16 protein-coding genes and 1 tRNA gene are annotated in these 22008 nt (G+C 72.3%); 7 read left to right on the top strand and 10 right to left on the bottom strand.

Annotated features, from left to right (window positions below; all coding sequences use genetic code 11):
* The first annotated feature begins 20 nt into the window (after positions 1-20).
* Positions 21-94 (top strand) — tRNA-Pro (locus tag A4R43_RS12270).
* A gap of 427 nt (positions 95-521) precedes the next feature.
* On the opposite strand, the gene A4R43_RS43250 is transcribed toward A4R43_RS12270, so the two are convergent.
* Genes A4R43_RS43250 through A4R43_RS12285 form a run of 3 tightly spaced genes read right to left on the bottom strand, consistent with a single transcriptional unit; the run spans position 522 to position 3097 of the window.
* Positions 522-1007 (bottom strand): hypothetical protein, encoded by a 486-nt coding sequence (locus A4R43_RS43250; RefSeq protein ID WP_205215310.1) that lies wholly within the window; start codon positions 1005-1007, stop codon positions 522-524.
* 51 nt (positions 1008-1058) lie between these two features.
* Positions 1059-1586 (bottom strand): hypothetical protein, encoded by a 528-nt coding sequence (locus A4R43_RS12280; protein WP_162788423.1) that lies wholly within the window; start codon positions 1584-1586, stop codon positions 1059-1061.
* A 41-nt stretch (positions 1587-1627) separates the two neighbouring features.
* Positions 1628-3097, bottom strand: a complete 1470-nt coding sequence (locus tag A4R43_RS12285; RefSeq protein ID WP_162788424.1) for a hypothetical protein — start codon at positions 3095-3097, stop codon at positions 1628-1630.
* Positions 3098-3298: 201 nt separating this feature from the next.
* On the opposite strand from A4R43_RS12285, the gene A4R43_RS12290 reads away from it, so the two are divergent.
* The 3 genes from A4R43_RS12290 to A4R43_RS12300 are packed head-to-tail and all read left to right on the top strand — an operon-like array spanning position 3299 to position 5313.
* Positions 3299-4669 (top strand): hypothetical protein, encoded by a 1371-nt coding sequence (locus A4R43_RS12290; protein WP_162788425.1) that lies wholly within the window; start codon positions 3299-3301, stop codon positions 4667-4669.
* Positions 4666-4953, top strand: a complete 288-nt coding sequence (locus A4R43_RS12295; protein ID WP_113692460.1) for an SAV_915 family protein — start codon at positions 4666-4668, stop codon at positions 4951-4953. Before A4R43_RS12290 ends, A4R43_RS12295 begins: the two co-directional genes overlap by 4 nt.
* 18 nt (positions 4954-4971) lie before the next feature.
* Positions 4972-5313: a hypothetical protein gene (locus tag A4R43_RS12300; protein ID WP_113692461.1), complete on the top strand. Its 342-nt coding sequence runs from the start codon at positions 4972-4974 to the stop codon at positions 5311-5313.
* Between the two features lie 9 nt (positions 5314-5322).
* Here the strand turns inward: A4R43_RS12300 and A4R43_RS12305 are convergent, their stop codons facing one another.
* Genes A4R43_RS12305 through A4R43_RS12320 form a run of 4 tightly spaced genes read right to left on the bottom strand, consistent with a single transcriptional unit; the run spans position 5323 to position 10616 of the window.
* Positions 5323-6981, bottom strand: a complete 1659-nt coding sequence (locus A4R43_RS12305) for a right-handed parallel beta-helix repeat-containing protein (RefSeq protein WP_205215311.1) — start codon at positions 6979-6981, stop codon at positions 5323-5325.
* Positions 6981-7658, bottom strand: coding sequence for a response regulator transcription factor (locus A4R43_RS12310; RefSeq protein WP_113692462.1), 678 nt, complete (start codon positions 7656-7658; stop codon positions 6981-6983). The genes A4R43_RS12305 and A4R43_RS12310 overlap by 1 nt, the downstream gene beginning before the upstream one ends.
* On the bottom strand, positions 7655-8935 hold the full coding sequence (locus A4R43_RS12315) for a hypothetical protein (protein WP_236808936.1): 1281 nt from the start codon (positions 8933-8935) through the stop codon (positions 7655-7657). The genes A4R43_RS12310 and A4R43_RS12315 overlap by 4 nt, the downstream gene beginning before the upstream one ends.
* 1 nt (position 8936) lies before the next feature.
* Positions 8937-10616 carry an AfsR/SARP family transcriptional regulator gene (locus A4R43_RS12320; protein WP_113692463.1) on the bottom strand — a complete coding sequence of 560 codons (1680 nt, stop codon included), beginning with the start codon at positions 10614-10616 and terminating at the stop codon, positions 8937-8939.
* 87 nt (positions 10617-10703) lie between these two features.
* Here A4R43_RS12320 and A4R43_RS12325 point away from each other — a divergent pair, with 87 nt between their 5' ends.
* The 3 genes from A4R43_RS12325 (at position 10704) to A4R43_RS12335 (ending at position 15914) form a co-directional block, all read left to right on the top strand.
* The gene (locus A4R43_RS12325; protein ID WP_236808937.1) at positions 10704-12617 is read left to right on the top strand and encodes a fibronectin type III domain-containing protein; all 1914 of its coding nucleotides are present in this window, start codon (positions 10704-10706) and stop codon (positions 12615-12617) included.
* Between the two features lie 73 nt (positions 12618-12690).
* Entirely contained in the window at positions 12691-13800 is a 1110-nt protein-coding gene (locus tag A4R43_RS12330) for a DUF58 domain-containing protein (protein ID WP_236808938.1), read from the top strand.
* Positions 13797-15914 carry a transglutaminase TgpA family protein gene (locus tag A4R43_RS12335; RefSeq protein ID WP_113692466.1) on the top strand — a complete coding sequence of 706 codons (2118 nt, stop codon included), beginning with the start codon at positions 13797-13799 and terminating at the stop codon, positions 15912-15914. Before A4R43_RS12330 ends, A4R43_RS12335 begins: the two co-directional genes overlap by 4 nt.
* A gap of 422 nt (positions 15915-16336) precedes the next feature.
* Here A4R43_RS12335 and A4R43_RS12340 read toward each other — a convergent pair whose 3' ends face one another.
* The 3 genes from A4R43_RS12340 to eccCa are packed head-to-tail and all read right to left on the bottom strand — an operon-like array spanning position 16337 to position 21870.
* Positions 16337-17572 (bottom strand): hypothetical protein, encoded by a 1236-nt coding sequence (locus tag A4R43_RS12340; protein WP_113692467.1) that lies wholly within the window; start codon positions 17570-17572, stop codon positions 16337-16339.
* Between the two features lie 3 nt (positions 17573-17575).
* Positions 17576-17893 carry a hypothetical protein gene (locus A4R43_RS12345; RefSeq protein WP_113692468.1) on the bottom strand — a complete coding sequence of 106 codons (318 nt, stop codon included), beginning with the start codon at positions 17891-17893 and terminating at the stop codon, positions 17576-17578.
* Between the two features lie 2 nt (positions 17894-17895).
* Entirely contained in the window at positions 17896-21870 is a 3975-nt protein-coding gene (gene eccCa, locus A4R43_RS12350; protein WP_113692469.1) for a type VII secretion protein EccCa, read from the bottom strand.
* Positions 21871-22008: the final 138 nt, after the last annotated feature.

Consider the following 22008-nt stretch of genomic DNA (forward strand, 5'->3'; position numbering starts at 1 on the left):
CCGCCAGGGGCGGTGACAGCCGGGCTGTGGCGCAGTTTGGTAGCGCACTTGACTGGGGGTCAAGGGGTCGCAGGTTCAAATCCTGTCAGCCCGACCGGTAGCGGAAGCCCGCTGACCACGGACAAACGTCCAGGTCAGCGGGCTTTTTCATGCCCTTGTATTGATCTTGACTAGACCGTCCATAGTGGACTGGCAGTCTGCCAACAGGGGCAAACTGGAGCGAAACTGGAGTGGATCATGGTCGGCATTGCCCAGACGGCCAAATGGGGTCGCCCAACCCGGTCACCCGAACGGTTAGACGTGCCAACCGTCCCCAACCGACCTGAACCCGGATCGGGCGGAGCCGTCGGCGCCCATTGAGACCGGTTCGCGACCGTCTGTGACAGCCGCAGCGCCGTTGATGCCGGGTGCGGGATGTTCCCGCCCGCCTGCGCCGGTCCAGCCCGCCAGGTCGCGCAGTTCCTGGACGCGCCCAGCCCGCGCCAGCGTTTTTGCCCTCTTTCCCCGGGCACGGAGCTCGTTCACGGTTCACCCGCCGGGGTGCCACCGTCCAGGACCTCGCGCAGCATTTGAGCGAGTTCGTGCAAGTACTCGATGGCACCGGAATCACTGGCATCGTCCAGCCGGGTATTCCCGTCGATCGCGACAATCCAGGACAGGGTGCCATCGGGCGACGGCTCGGCGATGAGCGCCTCGATCGCCTCCACCGCCTCACGGATGGGCCGCGGGTCGGAAGCCGCGGTCCGCGCCACGTCGGCTCGGACTTCTTCGAGGCCGCCCGCGTCGTCGACACGGTCACGCAGGAACTTCCGCGTGCCCTCCAGCGGCGACAACGGCGGCCGGTTCCGCCGCTCCACCATCCGCAGCCACAGCCAATCCCGGACCAGCTCGCGAGGCAGCGGCTCACTCCGCATTTCCTCGGTCAGCACCTGGAGCCACTCCCGAAGTTCGTCCGGCGGCAGCGGCTTCTCGCGGTGCTGCTCGGCCAACAGGCGAACCCACTCCACGTCGGACACCTCCCCTGAGCACGCCGGGAAGAGTAGTCGTTCGGCCGTCGATCACCGAGGCCCTGACCATGCTGGCCAGGTGCTGAGAGCGACGGCCCGCTCCCCTTCCCGGCCATCACCTGCTGGGTCCGCTCGAACAGCAGCCCGGATGCCGCCGAGGAACTCCTGGAAGTCGGCGGCCACGACGGCAAGATGAGGCACGGTCGTACTCAGCACGACTCGCAGCACCGTGCGCGTACGCTCATCGTAGGCATCGGGAACAGCCAGAAAGGCATGGCACTGCACGATGCCGCTACCATCGCGCAGCTTCACCAGCTGGGCGAACCCCTCTGCCGCACCGGCGGCCATCTCGGCCCGCCGCAGCACCTCGACGTCGACCCCGGCCGTCCGCACAGCGGCAACGAACTGATCGGCGATATCAGCCAGGGTCGCGTTGTCGGTCCGAAAACCACTGGCCACGACAATGCCAGCCTCCGCGTCAGGGCGCACCGCGAGCACCGACCCCAGCGACGAGCGCGCCTCATCACCGACCGGCTTACGCCAACCGGGCGGAATACCGAACTCGACAACGGGTGTCATACGCTCCTCCCCACCTGCCATGACGATCATGTTTTCCGCACTCAGCAGACGCCACCCTCCTGCATTCTGCGCCCCACATCGGCCATCCATTCATAGACATTCGTCCCGATATCCGCGACGAGTTGAGGGACGTCTTCCCAGCGCGCGTGGTAGAGCAGCGCCTCGTTTTCGAGCTGCACATCGATACCGGCCCCGAGGCCGACCCCTACGCCGATATTGTCGCTGAAGTTCTGCCCGTTTGTGTCAACTGAGCCGCCGACCTCTATGCCGGGACCCAAGAATCCACTCGCACCGAGAGCAACCGCGGTGCCGCCGAGCTGATCGGTCGCGGCCGAACTCTCTTTGAACCCGACCGAGGCCGATATTCCCGGTATCGGATCGGGTTTCGAGCCCACGGGCAGGCCGCCATGAGGAGTGCCCGTCAAGGAGAAGCCCTTGTCATCGAACATGAGGGCAAGTTCACCGCCGAATGGACCAAGAGGAGTCGAAACCGACAGATCGGCGTAGATTCCTTTTGATCCGTCGCTCGGATCGTCTGCTCGCGCGGCATCGTCGGCAGGCGGCGCCGGAGGCGGCGCAGGAGCAGTCGCGGCCGGAGCGATCTGTTCCCAGCCTGGGTCGTTCCGGATCCGCTGAGCCGTTTCGGTTTCGATGCGTTCGCGCTCCTCGGCAGCCATCGCATCCGTCCGAGAAGTGACGACGTCGCGTTCGCCGGCCCCGAGCAGTGGCTCCAGCAGGCCGACCGAGCCAGCGTCCCGATCGCTGGCCTCGATCGCTTTCAGGGCGGCGTCGATCTGCTCACCACTTCGGCGAACCTGGTCCTCCATCGCCCGCGCCGATTCCTCGACCCCCTTCGTCTCGTCCAGCGTCCGCCCGGTCCGCTCCTGCTGCGGTCGCTGGTTGTCGTCCTGCCAGGACTCCCCGGCGGCCCGTGCACCGCCCTCGCCCTCGTCGCGGGCACTCGAAGCGTCACCGCTGGTCCGTTGCCACTCATCGGCGAGCCCGCCGAGGATCCCGGCCGGACCGTCGACACTCGGACCGGTCATTTCCGCGTCGTCCAGCGGGAGCGAAGGCTTCTCGTCCTGATCCGCGGTGTCGTCCGAAGCGTCGTCTCCGTCCTCCACGACGGTCGCGCCTGGAAGCAGACCGGGAATCGGGTCGTCGTTCCCGGTTCCGGCTGACTCTGCCTGCCCAGCGCCGTCGTCAGGATTGTCGGCGGCCTCCTGTTCGGGGGCTCCCGTCCCCGCATCGCCCTCGGCGTCCGGCCGACCTGCGTTGTCCGACGCCTCGGCGCCCTCCGATGTCTGGTCGGCGGCCGTGTCGCCACCGGAAGCCGCCTCGGTGGATGTCTGCTCGGTGGATGTCGGCTCGCTGGAAGCCGGTTCCGTGGAGGTCGGTTCCGTGGAAGCGGCGCCGCCGGAGGACGGCTCGCTGGATGACGGCTCGCTGGAGGCGCCGCCACCGGGCGACGATTCCGGGCCGGGGGCGGCGGGTGCTGCCGGGTCTGCCATCGGGAACCTCCGAGAACTCGGTCACGTGCTCGCCGAGCCCGAGTGTCTCCACAGTCACCCCGGGCCAGGAGACCGTGACCTGTTGCGGCCACGGCGGTGCCGCGGGGTGGTGGCCGGAACCGGTCAACGCCCACAGTGCGGCATCACGCCGGCGAAAACTGGGGTGCGACGACACCGCGGCTTCAGTCTCGGAGGTACCAGATGACAGCGCCTCCCGGCGAGAACGGCGGCTCGGCGGACAAGCCAGCCACGGCGGAACCCGCTGCGCCGTCGCCGTCTCCCGAGCCATCGGCAGAGGCGCCGGTGCCGGAGGGCAACTCGACGTCGCAAGAGTCCGCGGACGGTACCGCCGAACCGACGTCCCAGGAACAGGGCGACCCACCTCCGACCGACGCCGGTTCCGAACCGGCTGGCGACAACGCTCAGGAAAACGGGTCCCCGGAGCAGTCCGGCCAGGAGGCCACCACCGAGGGGGACGAAGAGAAGGTCCCCGGGACCATTCCCGGCGCGGACATGGAGGAGGTGAACGACGAGGACACGCGGCCACGCCCCGGCGAAGAGGGGTTCATCGGACCCGTCGCGCCGGAAGACCGGCAGAACGGTTCCTCGGGAGGTTCACTCGACTCCATTATCGAGCAGTTGCAGGGCACCAAGCGCGATTCCGACCACGCCCATTCCGAGGGTGACCGCGGCAGCCGCGACGTCATCGATTCCTGGCTGGACCCCAACCAGGACCCGGCGCGCGACCGGACCGGCCGCACGCTCGACGAGACCAGAGCGGTCGGCGATTCCGCGGACGCGCTGGGGCAGCAGGTCGGCCGCACCCAGGAGCAGATCGACGCGGCCCGGCGGGAGATCGAAAAGAGCGATCAGGACGCGGGATCGGCCGGCCTGCTCCAATCGCTGCTCGGCAGCGGTGAAAGCGACGTCGTGGATCAGCGCGCTCAGGAACTGGCCGCGGCCGAACGCGAACGGATCGCCCATCAGACCGCGGACCAGATACGGAACGACCCGGCCTGGGACCAGCTCGAAACCGCGCCGCATCGCAATCCCGAGGTCCTCGCTGGGGCCGACATCCTGGCGAATGCGGGCGCCGGTGTCGACGGCGCCCAGCTGGCACAGGAAGCGGCGCGCAAGGCGGACTGGTGGTCCGGGATCGCTGCCCGGGCCAGGGAGTACCTGCCCAATTCGGACGTACAACGCCATGTCACTCTGCACGGCCAGGTGGGCCGTGGCGAATCGAACGCGCTTCATTTCTCGAATGTCAGCAAGCTCGCCAATGTCGCGAGCAAATTCGGCGGGCCGGTGCTCGGCCTTCCGCTTGCCGGGCAGGCCATCGACAACGACATCGCCGACGGCGAGTCGGTGGCGCAGGCCTACTGGTCGAACGGGGCCGGCTGGGGCGCGAGCGCACTGACCGGGCTTGCCATCGGCGCGTCCGTGGGTGGCCCGGTCGGCGCGGTGCTGGGCGCGATCGGCGGAGCCGCGGCGGGCGCGGTCACCTCCGGCGCGATCGACAACTGGTTCGAGCACGGTTCACTGGTGGCGCCCCAGCGGAGTCCGCAGGCATGATCTCCCCCGAAGAACCAGACGAGCTCCCACCCTTCGTTTTTGTCCCCTGTGCCACGCATGTGAAGGATCCGGCGGACGCCGTCGTCGAATTTCGCCGCGTGAACGACGATCGGCTGGCGCTGATGGTGTACTCGTCACTCGACCAGCTGCGCTCTTGCTGCGGAGAACAGCAGCCATGGCTGCGAATACCCACGCCCGTGCTCGAGCACCTCCAGGACGTCCAGCCGTTCGAGCTGGTCCTCCTCGATGTTGTCATCCCGCCAGAACTCCGTACCACTGCCTGATCTGCGAAGGAGGGCGACTTGACCCGCTACGACATGGATCCCGACGGGGTCAGCCACGGCATCAACCGGTTCCGCGCCGCCGGGGAGGCGTTCGAGTCGGCCTGGCAGGCCCGCCGGGCGGCCCTCGCCGCCAGTGCGTCCGGCCTGGGCGGCGACGTGATGACCCAGGCGTTCCTTTCGCGCTACCTGCCGATCGCCGAACGCCTGATGGCACGCGCCGACGGCCTGTCCGGCTCCTACCGCGGCGCGTGCGACGACATGCAGTGCTGCGTCGACGACTACCTGGCCGCGAACACCGAGGGCACCGCCACCGTCCACCGGCTCACCGGCGGCGACGAGCGGCCGTCCGCCGCGCCCTGACCCACGTGGTCACCCCGACGAGCGGCCGATGGCGGCCAGCACGTCCGCACGACGCAGCTCACGCAGTTCGCCGGGCTCCGGGATCCGGCCGAGCGCGCGCAGCCGGCCCGACTGCGCCTTCCGCACGGCCTCGAACAGCTTGCGCGCGTCGCGGGCGTTGCCGAAGCCCGGTTCGGCGGCGAGTCGCCGGAAGTGCGCGGTGAGCGCGGGCGCGGCGGCGGGGTCGAGCTCGTAGTCGCCCGCGGTGACCATCCGGGCGATGATGCGGACCAGTTCGTCCGGCGTGTAGTCCTCGAACTCCACGGTCTTGGCGAACCGCGAGGACAGACCGGGGTTCGCCGCGAGGAACTGGCGCATCTCGTCGGTGTAGCCCGCGACGATCACCGCGATCTCCTCCCGGTGGTCCTCCATCAGCTTCACCAGCGTGTCGATGGCTTCCTGCCCGAAGTCGCCGCCGCTGCCGGACTGCCGGGACAGCGTGTACGCCTCGTCGATGAACAGCACCCCGCCGAGCGACTCCTCGAACACCACCGCGGTTTTCTCGGCCGTGTGCCCGATGTACTGGCCCACCAGGTCCCGGCGGGACACTTCGCGGAACTCGCCCCGCGGCAGCACGCCGAGCTCACGGAGCAGCTTGCCGTAGGAGCGGGCGACCGTGGTCTTCCCGGTGCCGGGGGCGCCCGCGAAGATCAGGTGGTGGCTCAGCGCGCTGGTGGCCAGCCCGGCCCGCGCCCGCCACCCGTTCACCTGGATCTCGTCGACGAGCGAGCGCACCTCGGCCTTGACGCCCGGCAGCCCGACCATGCCGTCCAGTTCGGTGAGCAGGGTGTCCAGCGGGCTGGCCCCGCCGAGCAGCTCGGTGGGTTCGGCCACGATCCGCGCCGTCGCCGCGCTGTCGAGCCGGATCGCCGGCTCGGCGGTGTTGCCGATGTCGCACGCTTCGATCGAGCCGCCGCAGCCGGGACCCACCTCGATGCCGACACCGCGGGCGTCGCGCACCGAGGTGTGCTTCAGCACGGGTTCGCTGCGGTGGGCCACCACGATCGCCGCGTGCCCGGTACGGCTGACCCGGCAGTTCCGCACCGAGGGCCGCGCGTGCTGGTAGATGTAGATGCCGCGCTGACCGCAGCCGCTGATCTTGCACGAACGCAGCACCGGATCGGCACCGAGGCCGATGACCACGCCGTCCGCGGCGACGTCTTCGATGGTGACGTTCTCCACCACACCGGACGTGCCTTCCATCACCAGCCCCTGTTCCGCGCCGGTGATGGTCACGTCCCTGATCGTCAACGGCCCCGGCCCGCGCACGGCCACTCCCGTCCCCCGGCCTGCCTGCACGGTGCAGCCCGCCAGGGTCAGCTCGGCGTTCTCGGCCTGCACCGCCGCCGCGTCCCCGCCGCGCACGTTCACCCCGTGCACGGCCAGCGTGCCACCGCGGGCGAGCAGCACCGGCACGTCGGCGCCGGTGCCGTCGAGCAGCACCTCGGCACCGCCCGCCGCGCGCAGCGTGAGGCGGCGCCCGGCCAGCTCGAGGGTCTCGGCGTAGGTCCCGGCCGCGATCGAGACACACGCGCCGTCGGGTGCGTCGAGCACCGCCTCACCGAGCGTGGGATACGCGCCGTGCCCCGCGGGGTCGACGAGCAGGGTGCGGCCTGCGGACGTGGTCATCAGCGTGCCTCCTCGGCCAGCCAGCCGCGGTCCGCGGCCTTCACCCCCGCCTGGAACCGGCTGCGGGCACCGAGCCGGTTCATCAGGCTCGACACCATCCGGCGCACCGTGCGCACCGAGACGCCGAGCGCGGCCGCGGCCGATTCGTCGGTGCGGCCCGCGCAGAGCAGCGTGAGCAACTCCCGGTCGCGTTCGGACAGCTCGGCGGCTTCGGGCAGGTCGCTCCCGGTGAACGGCACCGCGACCGGCCACAGCCGCTCGACGAGTTCGGTGATGGCCGACACCACGCTGGGCAGCCGGACCACCGCGACATCGTGGGCGCCCTCGTCGGGCAGCATCGCCAGCGTCCCGTCGACCACCAGCGCTTCCACCGGGACCGCGGGCATCGTGCGGATCAGCACCCCCTGCCTGGCGAGCCTGCCGAACCGCCGCGCCGGTCCCGCCGTGGTCCGCACGTGGTCGGGCACCAGCATGCGGTAGCGGATCCCGCGGCCCAGGATGACCTGCTCGGTCCGGTGCGCCGCCATCACCGGGTCGGCCAGCATGCTGACCACCAGCACCTCCCGTTGCGCGGTGACCAGGGTGCCCGCCACCTTGGCGTGCCGGGACAACAGCACGCGGGGCGGGTCGCCGTGGACGGGGGCGAGCCGGGGTATCTCCTGGGGCGAGGACATCATGGGTTCCCTCCGATGGGCAGCGAAGCGGCGACGGCGAGCGCGTGCTGGTTGTCCATCCGGTCCAGCCGCACCCCGGGCACCGGCAGCCGCAGGAGCCGGTCGGCGGCGGCGTCCACGACGGCATCGGCGGTAGCCGCGACCCGCAGCACACCGGTGTGCTCGGGCAGGGTGATCGAGATGGTGCACGCCACCCCGGGAACCGCGGCGAGCAGCCGGTGCAGCACGTCCAGCCGCGCGGGCAGCGGGCGGGTGCCGAGGCCGGAGAGCCGGAGGCCAACCTGGGCCACCGGCCCGGCCCGCCAGTACCGCCGTTCCTCCCGGAGCGAGCCCCGGCCCGGCCCGGTGTGGCTGAGCCCGACCAGCGTGGCCAGCAGCTCCGCTTCGGTCAGCGCCGCTGCCGCCAGGCCGGCACCGCGAAGCTTCCGGTGCAGCTTGCGCACCGTGTTGCCGAGTGCGACGAGCAGTTCGCCGTCTTCGGCGAAGTTCGGTTCGCGCAGCATCCGCACGGCCAGCCAGGCTCTGGTCTCCTCGGCGGGCCGGGGGCCGCGGTGCAGCACGAGCTGTGCCCGGACGGCGGGCAGGGTGGTGCCGGTGTCGGTGCTGGTGTCACTGATGTCGGCCAGCGGCGCGCCGGACAGCGCGAACCTGGCGAGCGCGACCGGGGCGATGTCGACCGGGCGGAGCACGGCGAGCAGTTCCTCGAACCGGCTGATCACCCCGGTGGGTATTCCGGCGAGTTCGACGGTGCGCACCCCGGCGCTGGGCGCCAGGCCGCTCAACAGGGCCGCGGCACCACCGGTCTCGGGCAGTTCCCTGGTGCGACGCCGCGCCAGCAGCCGCGCGGTGGACATCAGCTCGTCGGAGAGCCAGCGGCCCCGCACCCGCACGGCGGTCCAGGTCAGCAGGATCGCGGCGGCCAGCAGCAGGCCGGTCGCCACGGGCCAGGGCCTGCCGATCGCGAGCACCACCAGTACCAGTGCGAGCTGCCAGCAGACGATGCGCAGCACCGGCAGTTCCAGCGGCCTCCGGCGGGCGGGCGGTGGCGGAGGGGGTGGCTGGATCGGATTCGCCTGCCCGCTGCTGGCAGCCGCGGCACGCGCGGGCTCCGGCCCGGAGGTGGGCTGGGCCGTAGCCGCCGCCGGGACCACCGGACGTGGCCGGGGCACGGCGATCCGGGCGGCGGCGACGGTCGCGACGGGCACAGCGGAGGCGGCGGGTGCGGCACGCTCAGCGCGTTCTGCCGCACCGGTCCCCTGCGCGGCGCTCATCTCGGACATCTCAAGCCACCCACGCCGCCGCGGCCGTCACGGCTGCCGGACCGCAGTCCCGGCAGCGCGCGTAGTGGTACACGAGCCGGTGGCCGCGATAACGACCGCCGGGGAGCGCGTCGAGCAGGCCGGCGTCCACCAGTGCCTCCAGCACTCCCCGTGTGGCGGCCGCAGTGCCGCCAAGCGCCTTTGTGGCGTCGTCACAAGCGAATTCGCCGGGCAGCTCCCCGAGCGCCCGCAGGGCCGAACGTCCAGCCAGGGGCAGCGCGGCCCACGCCGTGGCGAGTGCGTGCCGGTAACCGTCACCGGCACCGCCGAGCACCTGACACGGCGTTGCCGACATCCTCGGCGTCCCCAGTGGACGAGTGCACAGGCTGGTGCTCACGTCCCGCAGCGCGGCCGGTATTCCACCGCAGAGCGCGAGCAGTGCCTCGCCGACGCTGTGGTGCGGATCGCCCGTGGCGGCCCGGACCAGCGCGACGGAGTCCGATGTGGACAGTGGACCGAGGCCGATCCGCACCGCGCCGTCGATGTGCCAGTCGCGGTTCCGGGTGGTGATCAGCGTGCGGCAGGCCGGTCCGGCGGGCAGCAGCGGTTCGACCTGACCGGGGCCAGCGGCGTCGTCGAACACCAGCAGCACCCGGCGGTGTGCCAGCTCGCAGCGCCACAGCGCGGCGCGCTCGTCCACCGTGCCGGGCATCAACGCGCCCGGAACGCCGATGCGTCTCAGCTGTGTGCCGAGCGCGTCGAACACTGCCAGCGGCCGCGTGCTGCCGTGCAAGTCAAGAAAAAGCTGTCCGCCGGGGAAGGCACGAGCGAGTTTGTGCGCGGCGTGCACGGCCAGTGCGGTCTTGCCGATGCCGGGCTGGCCGTCGATGAGCACCACGCCGGTCGCGCGGCCGATGGTGTTCAGGTCGGCGGTGCGACCGGTGAACCACGGGGTGTCGCGGGGCAGTTCATGGCGGTTGCGCGCCGGTTCGAGCGCGGCCAGGTACGCGGCGGTGAGGGCGCGGCCGGGCCCGATGCCGAGTTCGGCGGAGAGGACCTGGCTCGCCTGAAGGTAGGCGCGCACCGCCTCGGCGCGCCTGCCCATCGTGTGCAGTGCGCGCACGAGGCTCGTCCACGCGGTTTCGCGCAGCGGATCCTGCTCGGTGAGCGCACGCAGGGTGCGCACGGCGTCGCCGGCGCGGCCGAGCGCGAGCTGCGCGTCGGCGAGTTCCTCCCGCAGTTGCCCGCGCAGCTCCTCGAATTCGTCGGCGGCGCAGCCCACCGGCAGGCCGTCGAAAGCGAAACCGCGCCACCACCCGAGCGCGGTCTGGTACGCCGCGACCGCGGTGCCGAACTCACCCGCCCTGGCGGCCGCACGGGCCGCCGCCGCCCGCTCAGCGACGCGCTGGGTGTCCAGCTCCCCGTGGCCGAGCCGCAGCCGGTAACGGCCGGGGGCGCTTTCGATCCTGGCCTCACCCAGTACGCGGCGCAGCTGCCACACGTAGGTCTTCAGGTTCGACTCGGCGGAGGCGGGCGCGGCCGCGTCCTGCCAGGTCGCTTCGATCAGCTGGGCACTGGTGAGCCACGCGTTGGGGCGCAGCAGCAACGTGGCCAGCAGGGTCGCGGCCTTGCCGTGGCCGAGCCGATGTACCTCACCGTCGCGGCCGTGCACCTCCAACGGCCCCAGGGTATGGAAGAGCATGCCGCCCAGCGTGCCGAGCCCAACATGAGGTTTTGATGACAGCGGCGCATGGACCTTTTCTGTACCGGCGCGCCTTACCCTCGCCGCGTGACGAGCAAGCTGCGGCAACGATTACCGGCGGTACTGCTCGTGACCGCCTGCGCGGGAACGGTGGCGGTCGCGGTCTCCGGGGCGCGTGGGGCACTGGGCGGGCTGGATTTCGCGCCGCCGGGGCACTGGGTGAGCAACCCGGGACGCGACCTCCTGTTCCACGTCAACGGGGCGGCCGCGACGGTGGACACCCAGGCGAGCCTGCCGCTGGCGCCCGGCGACCGGGTCTACCAGGGCGACTCCAGCGTCTACGTGATCGGCGACGCGCGGATCAGGGAATTCGGCAAATCCAGCCTCGAGGTGGAGAACGAGGTACCGGCCCCGACCGGCGAGGAGGCGATCGGGGTCGAGGCGCCGGGCGGGCCCTATCTCGTCTACCGCAAGGCGGGCACGGTGGTCCGGCTCGGCGAGCGGCCCGCCACGATCCGCGCGGGGACCGATCTCGGCGACCCGGTGGCCACCCCGGAGGGCTCGCTCTGGCTGCACCGGACGGCCACCGGTGTGGTGTGCGAGCTGGCCGTGGACGCCGACCAGGTGACGTGCCCGACGGTGACCCCGATGGGCCACAGCGGCGAACTGACCGTGGTGGGCAGCACGGTGGCGTTCGTGGACACCACCACCGACACCGTGCAGACGGTGACCGAGCAGGGGCTCGGCGCGCCGGTGAACGTCGGTGCGGACCTGCCGCACACGGCCACCATCGCCGATGCGGACGCGGCGGGCCGCATCGCGGTTGTCGACCCCGGCGCGCGGCGACTGCACCTGATCGGCACGGCCGGTCTCGGCAACGGCGACCCGGCGGCGTCATCGCCGGACACGGTGACCGTACCGCTGCCCGACGGTGAGTACACCAGCCCGGAACCGAGCGGTTCTTCGGTCGTGCTGCTCGACAGGCGGAGCAACACGGTGCACACCTACACCAGCGACGGCAGGCCACAGGCGGTCACCCCGGTGCCGCCGGAAACCGGTGTGCCCAGGCTGAACCGGGGGGCGGACGGCCGGGTGTACGTCGACGGGGACCAGGGCGGGCACGTCATGGTGGTCGATGAGAAGGGCGCGGTGAACCAGGTCCCGCTGGTCGAAGAAAAGCCGGGCGGACCCGGTGATCCGCAGGCACCGCCGCCCGAGCCGCAGCCGGGCCAGGGCCCGCCACCCGCGCCGGCCGAACCGCCCACGCAGGCCGGGCCGCCGCCTCAGCAGAAGCAGGCTCTGCCGACGCCGGAACAACCCCAGCCGAAGCCACAGCCGAAACCCCAGCCACAGCCCCAACCACAGCCGCAGCCGAAACCCCAGCCCCAACCGCAGCCGAAGCCCGAACCGCAACCGGACCCGCCGAAGCCGCTTCCGGCGAGCCCGCCCGGTGTCGCCACCAATCTCACCACCAAGGTCAACGGCACCTCCGTCCAGTTCAGCTGGGGTGCCGCCGCGCCCAACGGGGGCAAGGTGACCGCGTATCACGTGTCCTGGAAACCGGCCGCCGGCGCGGGCAGCCTGACCACCCCGGGCACCGCCCGCTCGGCCACGCTGTCCGGGCTGGCACCCGGCACGAGCTACACCGTGACGATCGTCGCCGAGAACAGCGCCGGCCAAGGCGCCTCGGCCAGTACCAAGGTGACCGTTCCCGGCCCGAAGGTCACCGTGACGCGCGGAAAGCCGAGCGAGTACGACGGGTGCGGGCCGCCCTGCCACAAGATGCGCATCCGGGCGACCGGCCTCGAACCGGACACCGAGTACGAGTTCAACCCGTTCTCCAACCATCCGACCTGGGAGAACCCCGGCTCGGCCTGGACCACCGACGAGAACGGAGAGGTGGACTTCCAGAACATCGACTTCGGCGAGCCGGGATACGAGGTGTGGGTCGTGATCCAGGAGACCGGTACCACTTCGCCGCACTACACCTGGCCGGGCTGATGAACACGATCGCCGAGGCGGGCCCGCCCGCCGGAGGCGGGTAACCGTGCGCCCCACCCGGCGTGGTGTCGCAGTGCTCGTCCTCGGCCTGCTGGTTGTCGCGTTTGGACAGTGGGCGGGGTATCCGCTGCTGCGCGCCTTGGGCGCGATCCTGCTCGCCGCGGTGCTGGCCGCCGTCGTGGTGACGGCACGCCGGGTGCGGATGGTGGTGACCCGTTCGGTGTACCCGAGCCGGGTCCAGCGCGGCAGTCCGGCGCTGGCTCGGCTGCGGGTGCGCAACCCCGGCACCACACGGCAGCCCGCGCTGCTGGCCACGGACCGGGCGGGCGGCACGGCGCAGACCGTGCGGATCCGCCCGCTGCCGCCCTCGACCGGGGCGACCTACCACTACGCGCTGGCCACCCCGGTCCGCGGCCGGATGACCGTGGGCCCGCTGCTGCTGCACCGGGCCGATCCGTTCGGGCTGGCGCGCAACCGGCTGCCGACCGGCGAAACCGCCGAGTTGTGGGTGTATCCCAGGCAATTCCCGGCCAGGGCGCTGGTCGGCGGATACCCCCGGCACCACCACGAAGGCGCCGCCACCGACGAGCTGCTGCGCGGCTCGATGGACCTGCGCGAGGTGCGCGAGTACGTGCACGGCGACGAAATCCGGCACCTGCACTGGAAAGCGACCGCCCGCACCGGCCGGTTGATGGTGCGCGCACTGGCCGACCCGCAGCAGCCGCGGTTCACCGTGCTGCTGGACACCAGGCCGGATTCCTTGCCACCACGGCTGTTCGAGGAGGCCGTCGATCTCGCTGCTTCGCTGCTCGGCGCGTCGGCCCGCGCGGGTCAGCACAGCAGGCTGGTCACGTCGTCCGGGCTCGACGTGCCCACCTCCGGCGGTCCGCGGGCCGCCCGCAGGCTGCTCGACGAGCTGTGCGTGCTGGACCAGGGCGGAGCGGCCGACGCGGTGGTGCCCGCGGTGCTGACTACGAACCGCGCGGTCGGCGGCTGCCTGGCGATGATCACCTCGGCCGGTGCCGAGATGTCGTCGCTGGCCCGGCTCCGCGACCGCTATCCGGCGATCTTCGTGTTCGTGCTGGGGGCCGCGGGTGCGGCGCGGACGGTGACCGGCGCGCGGCTGCTCGGCGCCGAGAACGCCGAACACGCCGTGCGCCGCTGGAACGAGGTGCTGGGATGAGGGCGCTGCCGGTGGGGTGCGTGCTGCTGGCCGCCGCGGTGGCGGGCCTGCTGTTCGCGCCGGTGTTCGGCGGCTGGCCGCTGGTTGTGCCGCTGGTGGTGCCCGCGGTGGTGGTTTTTGCGGTCGCCATGCTCGGCTCCCGGCGCGAAGTACTGCTGCCGTGGCGGCCGGTGCTGACCTCGCTGGCCGGTCTGCTCGCCGTGGTGGAGACGGTGCTGCCGTCCACCACGGTGGCCGGTTTGCCGACCGGCACGACGATCCGCGCGCTGGCCGATGGTGCGACGGATTCCTGGCGGCTGGTGCTGCAATCGACGTGGCCCGCTCAGCCCGACCCGGCGCTCATGTTGTTCGTACCGCTGCTGGCGCTGGTGGCCGGCGTACTCGGTATCGAGCTGCTGCACCGGTGGGGGCCGCTGGTCGCGCTGGCGCCGGGTTTCGCGGTGGTGATGCTCAGCCAGCTCTACGGCGCGAGCACCGGCCTCGGTGCGAGCATCGGAGCGCTGGCCTACGCCGCGGCGGCCGGGGCGCTGCTGGCCGCCACCCGGGCCGAGCGGGCCGACGACGAGCGGCGGGCTTCGACCCTGCTGCTCGCCGCGCCCACGGTGCTCCTCGCCGTGATCGCCGCGCTCGCCGGTGGCACGCTGCTGCCCCCGGCCGAGGCCAGGTACACGCTGCGGGACGACCAGTTCGCGCCGCTCGCCGAAAGCCGGGTCACCAGCCCGCTGGACGGACTGGCCGACCGGCTGGCCGACCCGGCTCCCCCGGTGTTCACTGTGGACGGTGCCACCGGGGTCGACCGGTGGCCGGTGGTGGTGCTGCACGAGTTCGACGGTGTCCGGTGGACGCCGGGCGGCCGGTACCGCAGGCTCGGCACCGAACTGCCGCCCGGCAAGGAGATCACGGTGGCGGTCGAGCGGCGCACCGCCGAGATCGGCGACGTCCGGCTCGACGGGCCATGGCTGCCGAGCCAGGCGCTGCCCGCGAGCGTCGACGGCCTCGAGCCGCTGGTGGAGGAGCGGCAGGGATCGCTGTTCACCTCGGCACCGGGGCCGGTGGGTTACACACTGAGCTGGTGGGAACCGCAGGCCGATCCGAACGCGCTCAGCGAAGCCGCGGTGGATTCCACCCAGCTCGCCGGCGAGCTGGGTGGCGTCGGGCAGGTGCCACCGGGAATCGCCGAGCTGGCCGACCGCGCCGTGCCCACCCGGCCGACGTTCAACGCCGCGTTGGCGCTGGAGAAGTTCCTGCGCGAGCAGTACCGGCTGGCCGACGGCCCGGACCTGCCCACCGGGAACTCGTGGCCACAGCTGAAGAAGTTCCTGCTGGACACCAAACGCGGCACGAGCGAGCAGTTCGCGGCCGCGTACGTCGCGCTGGCCAGGATCAAGGGCATTCCGGCCCGGCTCGTCGTCGGGTTCCGCGCCCCTGCCGACCGAGTCCCCGGCCTGCCGTACACGGTGCGCAACGGCAATGCGCTCGCCTGGCCGGAGGTCGCCGTGCACGGGGTGGGCTGGGTGCCACTCGACCCGAGCGGCACGACCGCGATGGCGGCCCCGGCCCCGGGCAGCGGGTTGGCCGCGGCCGCCGCCGGGGCGCGTGCCGGCCTGCCGCCACCGGAGCAACTGCGCGATCCCCCGCTGCCGGAGGTATCGGCGGCGACCGGCCCGGATTTCTGGGCAGGCTGGGCGTTTCCGGGTGAGATCCTGCTCGCGGTGCCGGTGCTCGCCGCGCTGCTGTGGGGATTCGGAGTGCCGCTGGCAACGGCGGCGCGGGCGCGGCGGCGCAGGCGCAGGCCTGGCGCGGGCGCGGTGATCGGTGCGTGGGAGGAGGTGCGCGACCGGCTGCGGGCCTACCGGGTACCGGTGTCCGCGGGAATGACGGTGCGCGACCTCACCGCCGCGGTCGCGGCGACCGACGGTGCCGCGGCTGACGGCCTGCGATCGCTCGGCGAGACGGTGGAATTCGCCCTGTGGTCGGGCGCCGACCCCGATCCGGACGCCGGTCAGCGCGCGTGGCTCGCGGTCGGCGCGGTGCGCCGCGGACTCGCCCGGCGAGGGGCACGGGCCAGGCTGCGTGCCGCGCTGAACCCCAAGCCCCTGCGGCGCCTGCGCTGATGTCACGAATGTGGCTTTCGGGACGCCTGACGTCTCGAATGTGGCTTTCGTGACACGCCCGGGTCCAGCGACAGACTTCCGGCGCGACCGAGCCGCATAGCTCCAGGCGAGCCACCACTGCCCCGGGTGAGTCACCATCGGTCCGCGCAAACCACCGTCCTCCGGGCGGATCGCCGTTGATCCGGCGGTCACCGTTGGCCCGGCAGCCACCGCTGATCCGGGCGGGTCACCGTTGCTCCTGGCGAACCACCACTGACCTGGGCGAGTCATCGTCGGTCCGGGCGAGCCACCACTGATCCGAGCGAGCCACCATTGCTCCGGGCTGCCACCACTGCTCCGAGCGAGCCACCGCTGACCAGGCGAGTCGCCGTTGGTCCGGGCAGTCGCCGTCGGGCCAGGCGAGCCACCGGTGATTCCGCCCGTCACGCTCGCGGGCGGCGGACCCTTCTCGGCTGTTCCTGTTCCACCGGTTCCGGCTTCAGCGGGGTGGCCGCACCGGGATTGGCGACCTGCCACACCTCGTGGTCGAGCGTTTCCTGGGGCGCGGTGCCGACGTTGGCCTTGCCCGACATGGCCACCGGCCGGTAGCCGCTGCCCGCCGGGTCGGCCAGCGCCGAACGCCCGCGCAGCCGCGGCGGCACCCCCGGCGTCGCCTGCGGGGTCCGGGTGCGCCGCTCGCCGTCTTCCAGTGAACGCGCCGGGCGGGTCCGGCCGGCGCGGGCCGCACCTCCCAGCATCGGCGGCATCATCATCATGGGCGGCACCATCCGCCCCTGCCCCCGCGCCGCCGACCCCGGTTCGGCCGCGTCCGGCGACGCGGGTGGTTGTGGCGCCTCGGGAGTGGCCCGGGACGTCGTGAGCGGTACCGGATCGGCGGCCCGCTCGATCCGGCGTGGCGCGTCGGATCCGGCCGTACTCGGTGCCGTTCCGTCGGCCGCGCTCGCGTCGAACCCGCCGCCGGGCCTGGACCCGTCCGGCAGGCGCGAGCCGTCCCGCGGTGCGGCACCACCACCGGCCTTACCCCCGGCCGGGCGGCGCCCGCCCGCCAGCGGGCCGCTCGCGGGCACCGCGATGAGCCCGGGGATCGAAACACTGCCCGGCGGCAGCGTTCCGCCAACCAGGTTCGGCACGACACCGGATACCGGAGCAGGCGCGCCCGCGAGTCGCACGCCCGGTTCGGCGGCGCAGCAGTCCACCGCGGGCTGGCCGCCGGGCACTTCGGCACCGGCCGCGCCGAGCACCGCCTCGGCGGCCGCGAGGAAGTAGCGGTCCAGTTCGCCGAGATGGGCGGCTGTCTCGTGGTTGCCGTCCTCGGCTGGCTGCTCCACCGCGCCGGTGAGCCGGGTCCTGGTCAGCAGCAACTGCCTGGCCAGCTCGTCCAGCGCCACCCACGGCTGGTGCCGGGTCACCCTGGACAGCGCCTCGTCGATCGCGGCCCGGCGCAGGTTCACCTGCCGGGCGAACTCGGTACCGGTCGAGTCGTCCCAGTTCGGCTTCAGGCAGTCCAGCTCACGCCGCAGCGAATCGCTCAGCTCCCCCAGTTCCGCCGCGACGGTGCGCCACATCCGGCTGGCCTGCTCGACCCTGGCCAGGTGCGTGTGGGCCTCCACGTCGACGAGCGCGAACTGGACCATCGACGGCAGGCTGGCGTAGTCCATCGCTCAGCCCTGCTCGAGGACAACGCCGAGCACCGCTCGCGCGCCGGCCTGGTCGCTGGCTTCGTAGTCGTCGGCGGCCACCGCGGCGGCGGCCTTCAGCGTCGCGAGGTCGTCCCTGGTCTCGGCGAGGAACTGGCCCAGCGACAGCGTCGCGGCCAGGTCGGCGGCGGTGAAGCCCGCGCACGCGGACATCCCGGCCGGACAGGGCGTGGCCGCGGGCGGCACCGCGACGTCGGCCACCGCATCGGGCCAGGCGACCCGCTCGGCGAAGGCGCGCATCGCCTCCGGATCGCCGTGCATCTCGTGCCGCGCCCCACCCATGGCTACTCCCCTTTGTCCTTCGCCAGCCAGCCGAGCTGGACCAGCCGCGCGGTGTGCCGCCGGTCGACCAGCCACGCCCGGCCCGGCGGCAGCACTTCCGGTTTCAGCCCGCCGAGCAGCGGGCCCTCTTCCTTGTCCCCGGACAGCAGCAGGCCGGGCGAGCCGACATCGCGCAGCCGGGAGATGACCGGTTCGAACAACGCCCTGCTCGCGCCCCCGGTGCGGCGGGCCAGCACCACGTGCATGCCGATGTCGCGGCCCTGCGGCAGGAAGTCCAGCAGCGGCAGGAACGGGTTGTCCATCTGGCTGACCACGAGGTCGTAGTCGTCGATCAGCAGGTACAGCTCCGGTCCCTGCCACCAGCTGCGGTCGCGCAGCTGGTCCGGGGTGACCGCGGGCCCGGGCAGCCGCGCCGACATCTCCTCGGCCACCTGCAGCATCAGCCGGGTGGTGGACTCCCGGTCGGTGCCGTAGCCGATGAGGTGCTCCGAGGTGACGTCGCCGAGCAGGCCGCGCCGGTGGTCGACGATGATCAGCCTGGCCCGCCTCGGTTCGTAGCTGTCCACGATGGCCCTGGCCAGGGTGCGCAGGAAGGTGGTCTTGCCGGATTCGGTGTCCCCGAACAACACCAGGTGCGGATCGGCGCCGAAGTCCAGCCGGACCGCGTCGAAGTTGTCCTCCGCGATGCCGACGGCCAGCCGGTGCCTGGCGCTGTCGTGCGCGTGCGACAGCTTCGCGTAGGGCAGCTGTGCCGGCAGCAGCCGCACGGCCGGCGCGGGCGGCCCCGGCCAGGCCGAGGCCACGGTGTCCACCAGCTCGCGCACCCCGCCGGCCAGCCCGGCCGCGTCCTCGACGCCGTCGATCCGGGGCAGGGCGACCAGCAGCTGGTGCTTGCTCATCGTCACGCCGCGGCCCGGTGCGCCCTCGGGCACCTTGATCGCCGACGCCCGGTCCACCATGCTGTCCACCGGGTCGCCGATGCGCAGTTCCAGCTTGCTGCCGAACAGGTCCCTGATGTTCATCCGCAGGTCGAACATGCGGGCCGCCGAAACCACCACGTGCACGCCGTAGGAGAGCCCGCGCGCGGCGATGTCGGCCACCGCGGCCTCCAGGTCGTCGAACTCGCTCCGCAGCGTGCCCCAGCCGTCGATGACGAGGAACACGTCGCCCCACCGGTCTCCGTCCGGACCACCGCCTTCGCGCACCAGCCGCCGGTACGCGGGCATGCCGTCGATCTCGCGTTCGGCGAAAACCCGTTCCCTCCGGGCGATCAGCGTGCGCACCTCGGCGATCGTGCGCCGCACCGCGCCCACGTTCTGCCTGCCCGCGACCACCCCGACGTGCGGCAGGCCGCGGACCGAGCCCAGCGCGCCACCGCCGAAGTCGAGGCAGTAGAACTGCACCTCACGCGGTGTGTGGGTGAGCGCGAGACTGGCGATGATCGAGCGCAGCGCGGTGCTCTTGCCGGATTGCGGCCCGCCGATCACCAGCACGTGCCCCGCCGAGCCGGACAGGTTCAGCACCAGCGGATCGCGCCGCTGGTCCAGCGGCCGGTCCAGGATCCCGACGACCGCCCGCAGCGCACCGGCCAGCCGCTCGTGCGTGCTGCCGAAACCCCGCTCTTCGTGTGCGATGAGGTTGGGCAGCAGCGCGTCCAGCGTGGGTGAGGCGTCCAGCGGCGGCAGCCACACCTGGTGGGCGGGCGTGCCCCGGCCGCGCATCCGCTCGACGATGATGTCCAGCAGGCTCTCGCCCACCGCCTCCTCGTCCGGGGCGGGCTCGGTCTCCTCGGCGTCGAGCGCGGGGGCCAGGTACCGCGTTGTGTATTCCATCAGCTCCAGCGCGCCGTTGTCCCCGGCGTCCGCCGGGCCCGCCTCCCGCGCGTGATGGGTGCCGGAGACATAGGCCGAGCGGAACCGCACCATGGACTTGTCGTCCGTCTTGAGGAAGCCGTGGCCCGGCGCGCGGGGAAGCTTGAACGCGTCACTGACGCCGAGCACCGTCCGGCTCTCCAGATCCGAGAAGGTGCGCAGTCCGATGCGGTACGACAGATGGGTTTCCAGGCCTCGCAGCCGTCCCTCCTCGAGCCGCTGGCTCGCCAGCAGCAGGTGCACGCCGAGCGCCCGGCCGACCCGGCCGATCTGCACGAACATGTCGATGAAGTCGGGCTTGGCGGAGAGCAGCTCGCTGAACTCGTCGCAGATCACCAGCAGGGTGGGCACCTCCGGCAGCGGCGCACCGGTGGCGCGGGCGCGCTCGTACTCGCGCAGCGAGGTGAAGTTGCCCGCCGCCCGCAGCAGTTCCTGCCTGCGCAGCAGCTCACCGGTGATCGCGTCGGTCATCCGGTCCACCAGGTGCAGCTCGTCGGCGAGGTTGGTGATCACCGCGCTGGTGTGCGGCAGCTTGTCCAAGGTGGCGAAGGTGGCGCCGCCCTTGAAGTCGACCAGCGCGAAGTTCAGCGAGTTCGGCGGGTGGGCCACCGCCAGCGCCAGCACGATCGTGCGCAGCAGCTCGCTCTTGCCGGAACCGGTGGCGCCGATGAGCAGGCCGTGCGGCCCCATCCCGTCCTGGGCCGACTCCTTGAGGTCCAGTTCCACCGGCGTGCCGTCGGTGCGGATGCCGAACCGCACCCGCAGCCGGTCCCGCGTCGGTCGCTGCACCCAGGTCGCGGCCGGGTCGAAGGTGTGCGGATCACCGATCTCCAGCAGCTCGGCCAGGTCGAGATCGGTGCTCAGCGGTTGCTCACCGCGCCCGCCCGCGCTGGCCCGCAGCGGCGCGAGCTGCCGGGCGATGCCTTCGGCGGCGGGCACGTCCAGCGCGTCCGCCCAGCCGAGTTCGACCGTGCCGTCCAGGGTCTGGCTGGACAGCGCGCCGTCCGGGCCGACGTGCAGCACGATGGTCGCGGGGTCGAGCGCACGCGGCGGTGCGGTGCGCAGGTCGATGACCGTGACCCCCTCCAGCCCGCCCTCGGCCATCAGCGTGTCCGAGCCCGCGGTCGCTCCGCCGTCCAGCACCACCACCACGTGCGGCAGGGCGGTCCTGCTGTCCACCGCGGGGTCGAACCGGGGCCGCTCGCCGAGCAGGTCGTCGATCATCGCCTCGATGGACACGATCGAGCCCGCCACGAGCCGCAGTGGCCCCACGGCGTCGGTCCGCTCGGGGTGCAGTGCGTGCGGCAGCCATTTGAGCCACTCCCAGTCCGCCGGCGCGACCGGTGAGACGCAGGCCGCGATCCGCAGGTCGTCGGGTGACTGCAGGGAAGCGAGCTGGGTGAGCACCGCGCGCACCAGCGCCGCCGACCGGGACCGGTCGCCGCGGAGGTAGATCCGGCTGAACCCGTTGACGGCCATGGCCAGCGGCAGCCCGGGAATCGCGGTGTAGGTGGTGAGGAACCGCCGCAACGCGAGCGCGGACAACGGTTCCAGCTGTTCCAGCGGCTTGGCCTCCGGCGGGACCAGGGTCATCGCGGGCCGCTGCTCGCCGGTGCCGATGCGGGCGACGCCGAAGTCGGCGTCCAGCGGGCGGCGCTCCCACAGCCGGTAGCTCGAGACGAGGGAAAGCAGCGCGGCCGGTTCCGGGTGCAGGTAGACCATGGCGTCGCGTTGCCGGTGGATGGACCGGGTCAGCCGCAGCCGCTGCTGGCCGAGGTGGCGGAGATAACCACGCCGTTCCTGGCCCATTTCCCGTTTGCCCGGCCCACCGGAGTTGAGCAGCGCGACGCCGAGCATGCCCAGCATGCCCACGCCGAACAGGCCCATCACGACCAGCCGCAGCACTCCGCCGTCCGCACCGAAACCGCCGGAGAACATCAGCATCATCGCGGCCATCATGGCGATCATCGGGATCACCATGAGCACCTGCGTCCACTGCCGCCCGGCCGGCTGCGGAATCTCCGGCGGCGCGTCGAGAATGAGCTCGCCGGCGGGTTGCTCCGGGGCGGGCCGGCGCACCGGCCTGCGCACCACGACCGTCGCCATCGCGCCCCTCCTCACACCCGGACCCCGCGATTCTCACGCCGGTTCGCGCCGTGGTGGCGCCGTTGGCAGGAACGTGCCGCGGGCCCCAGCGGGCCATCCCGCCCGAACTAGCGTCGAAACTGCCCTGTCCCTGCGGAA

The sequence above is a fragment of the Amycolatopsis albispora genome, assembly GCF_003312875.1.
In the GTDB taxonomy this organism is placed as follows: Bacteria; Actinomycetota; Actinomycetes; order Mycobacteriales; family Pseudonocardiaceae; genus Amycolatopsis; species Amycolatopsis albispora.

What these genes read in the sequence shown, in the direction of transcription:
- A4R43_RS12280 (WP_162788423.1), bottom strand. Translation starts at nt 1,586, where the DNA reads ATGACACCCGTTGTCGAGTTCGGTATTCCGCCCGGTTGGCGTAAGCCG.
- A4R43_RS12285 (WP_162788424.1), bottom strand. Translation starts at nt 3,097, where the DNA reads ATGGCAGACCCGGCAGCACCCGCCGCCCCCGGCCCGGAATCGTCGCCC.
- A4R43_RS12290 (WP_162788425.1), top strand. Translation starts at nt 3,299, where the DNA reads ATGACAGCGCCTCCCGGCGAGAACGGCGGCTCGGCGGACAAGCCAGCC.
- A4R43_RS12295 (WP_113692460.1), top strand. Translation starts at nt 4,666, where the DNA reads ATGATCTCCCCCGAAGAACCAGACGAGCTCCCACCCTTCGTTTTTGTC.
- A4R43_RS12305 (WP_205215311.1), bottom strand. Translation starts at nt 6,981, where the DNA reads ATGACCACGTCCGCAGGCCGCACCCTGCTCGTCGACCCCGCGGGGCAC.
- A4R43_RS12310 (WP_113692462.1), bottom strand. Translation starts at nt 7,658, where the DNA reads ATGATGTCCTCGCCCCAGGAGATACCCCGGCTCGCCCCCGTCCACGGC.
- A4R43_RS12315 (WP_236808936.1), bottom strand. Translation starts at nt 8,935, where the DNA reads ATGTCCGAGATGAGCGCCGCGCAGGGGACCGGTGCGGCAGAACGCGCT.
- A4R43_RS12320 (WP_113692463.1), bottom strand. Translation starts at nt 10,616, where the DNA reads ATGCTCTTCCATACCCTGGGGCCGTTGGAGGTGCACGGCCGCGACGGT.
- A4R43_RS12335 (WP_113692466.1), top strand. Translation starts at nt 13,797, where the DNA reads ATGAGGGCGCTGCCGGTGGGGTGCGTGCTGCTGGCCGCCGCGGTGGCG.
- A4R43_RS12340 (WP_113692467.1), bottom strand. Translation starts at nt 17,572, where the DNA reads ATGGACTACGCCAGCCTGCCGTCGATGGTCCAGTTCGCGCTCGTCGAC.
- A4R43_RS12345 (WP_113692468.1), bottom strand. Translation starts at nt 17,893, where the DNA reads ATGGGTGGGGCGCGGCACGAGATGCACGGCGATCCGGAGGCGATGCGC.
- eccCa (WP_113692469.1), bottom strand. Translation starts at nt 21,870, where the DNA reads ATGGCGACGGTCGTGGTGCGCAGGCCGGTGCGCCGGCCCGCCCCGGAG.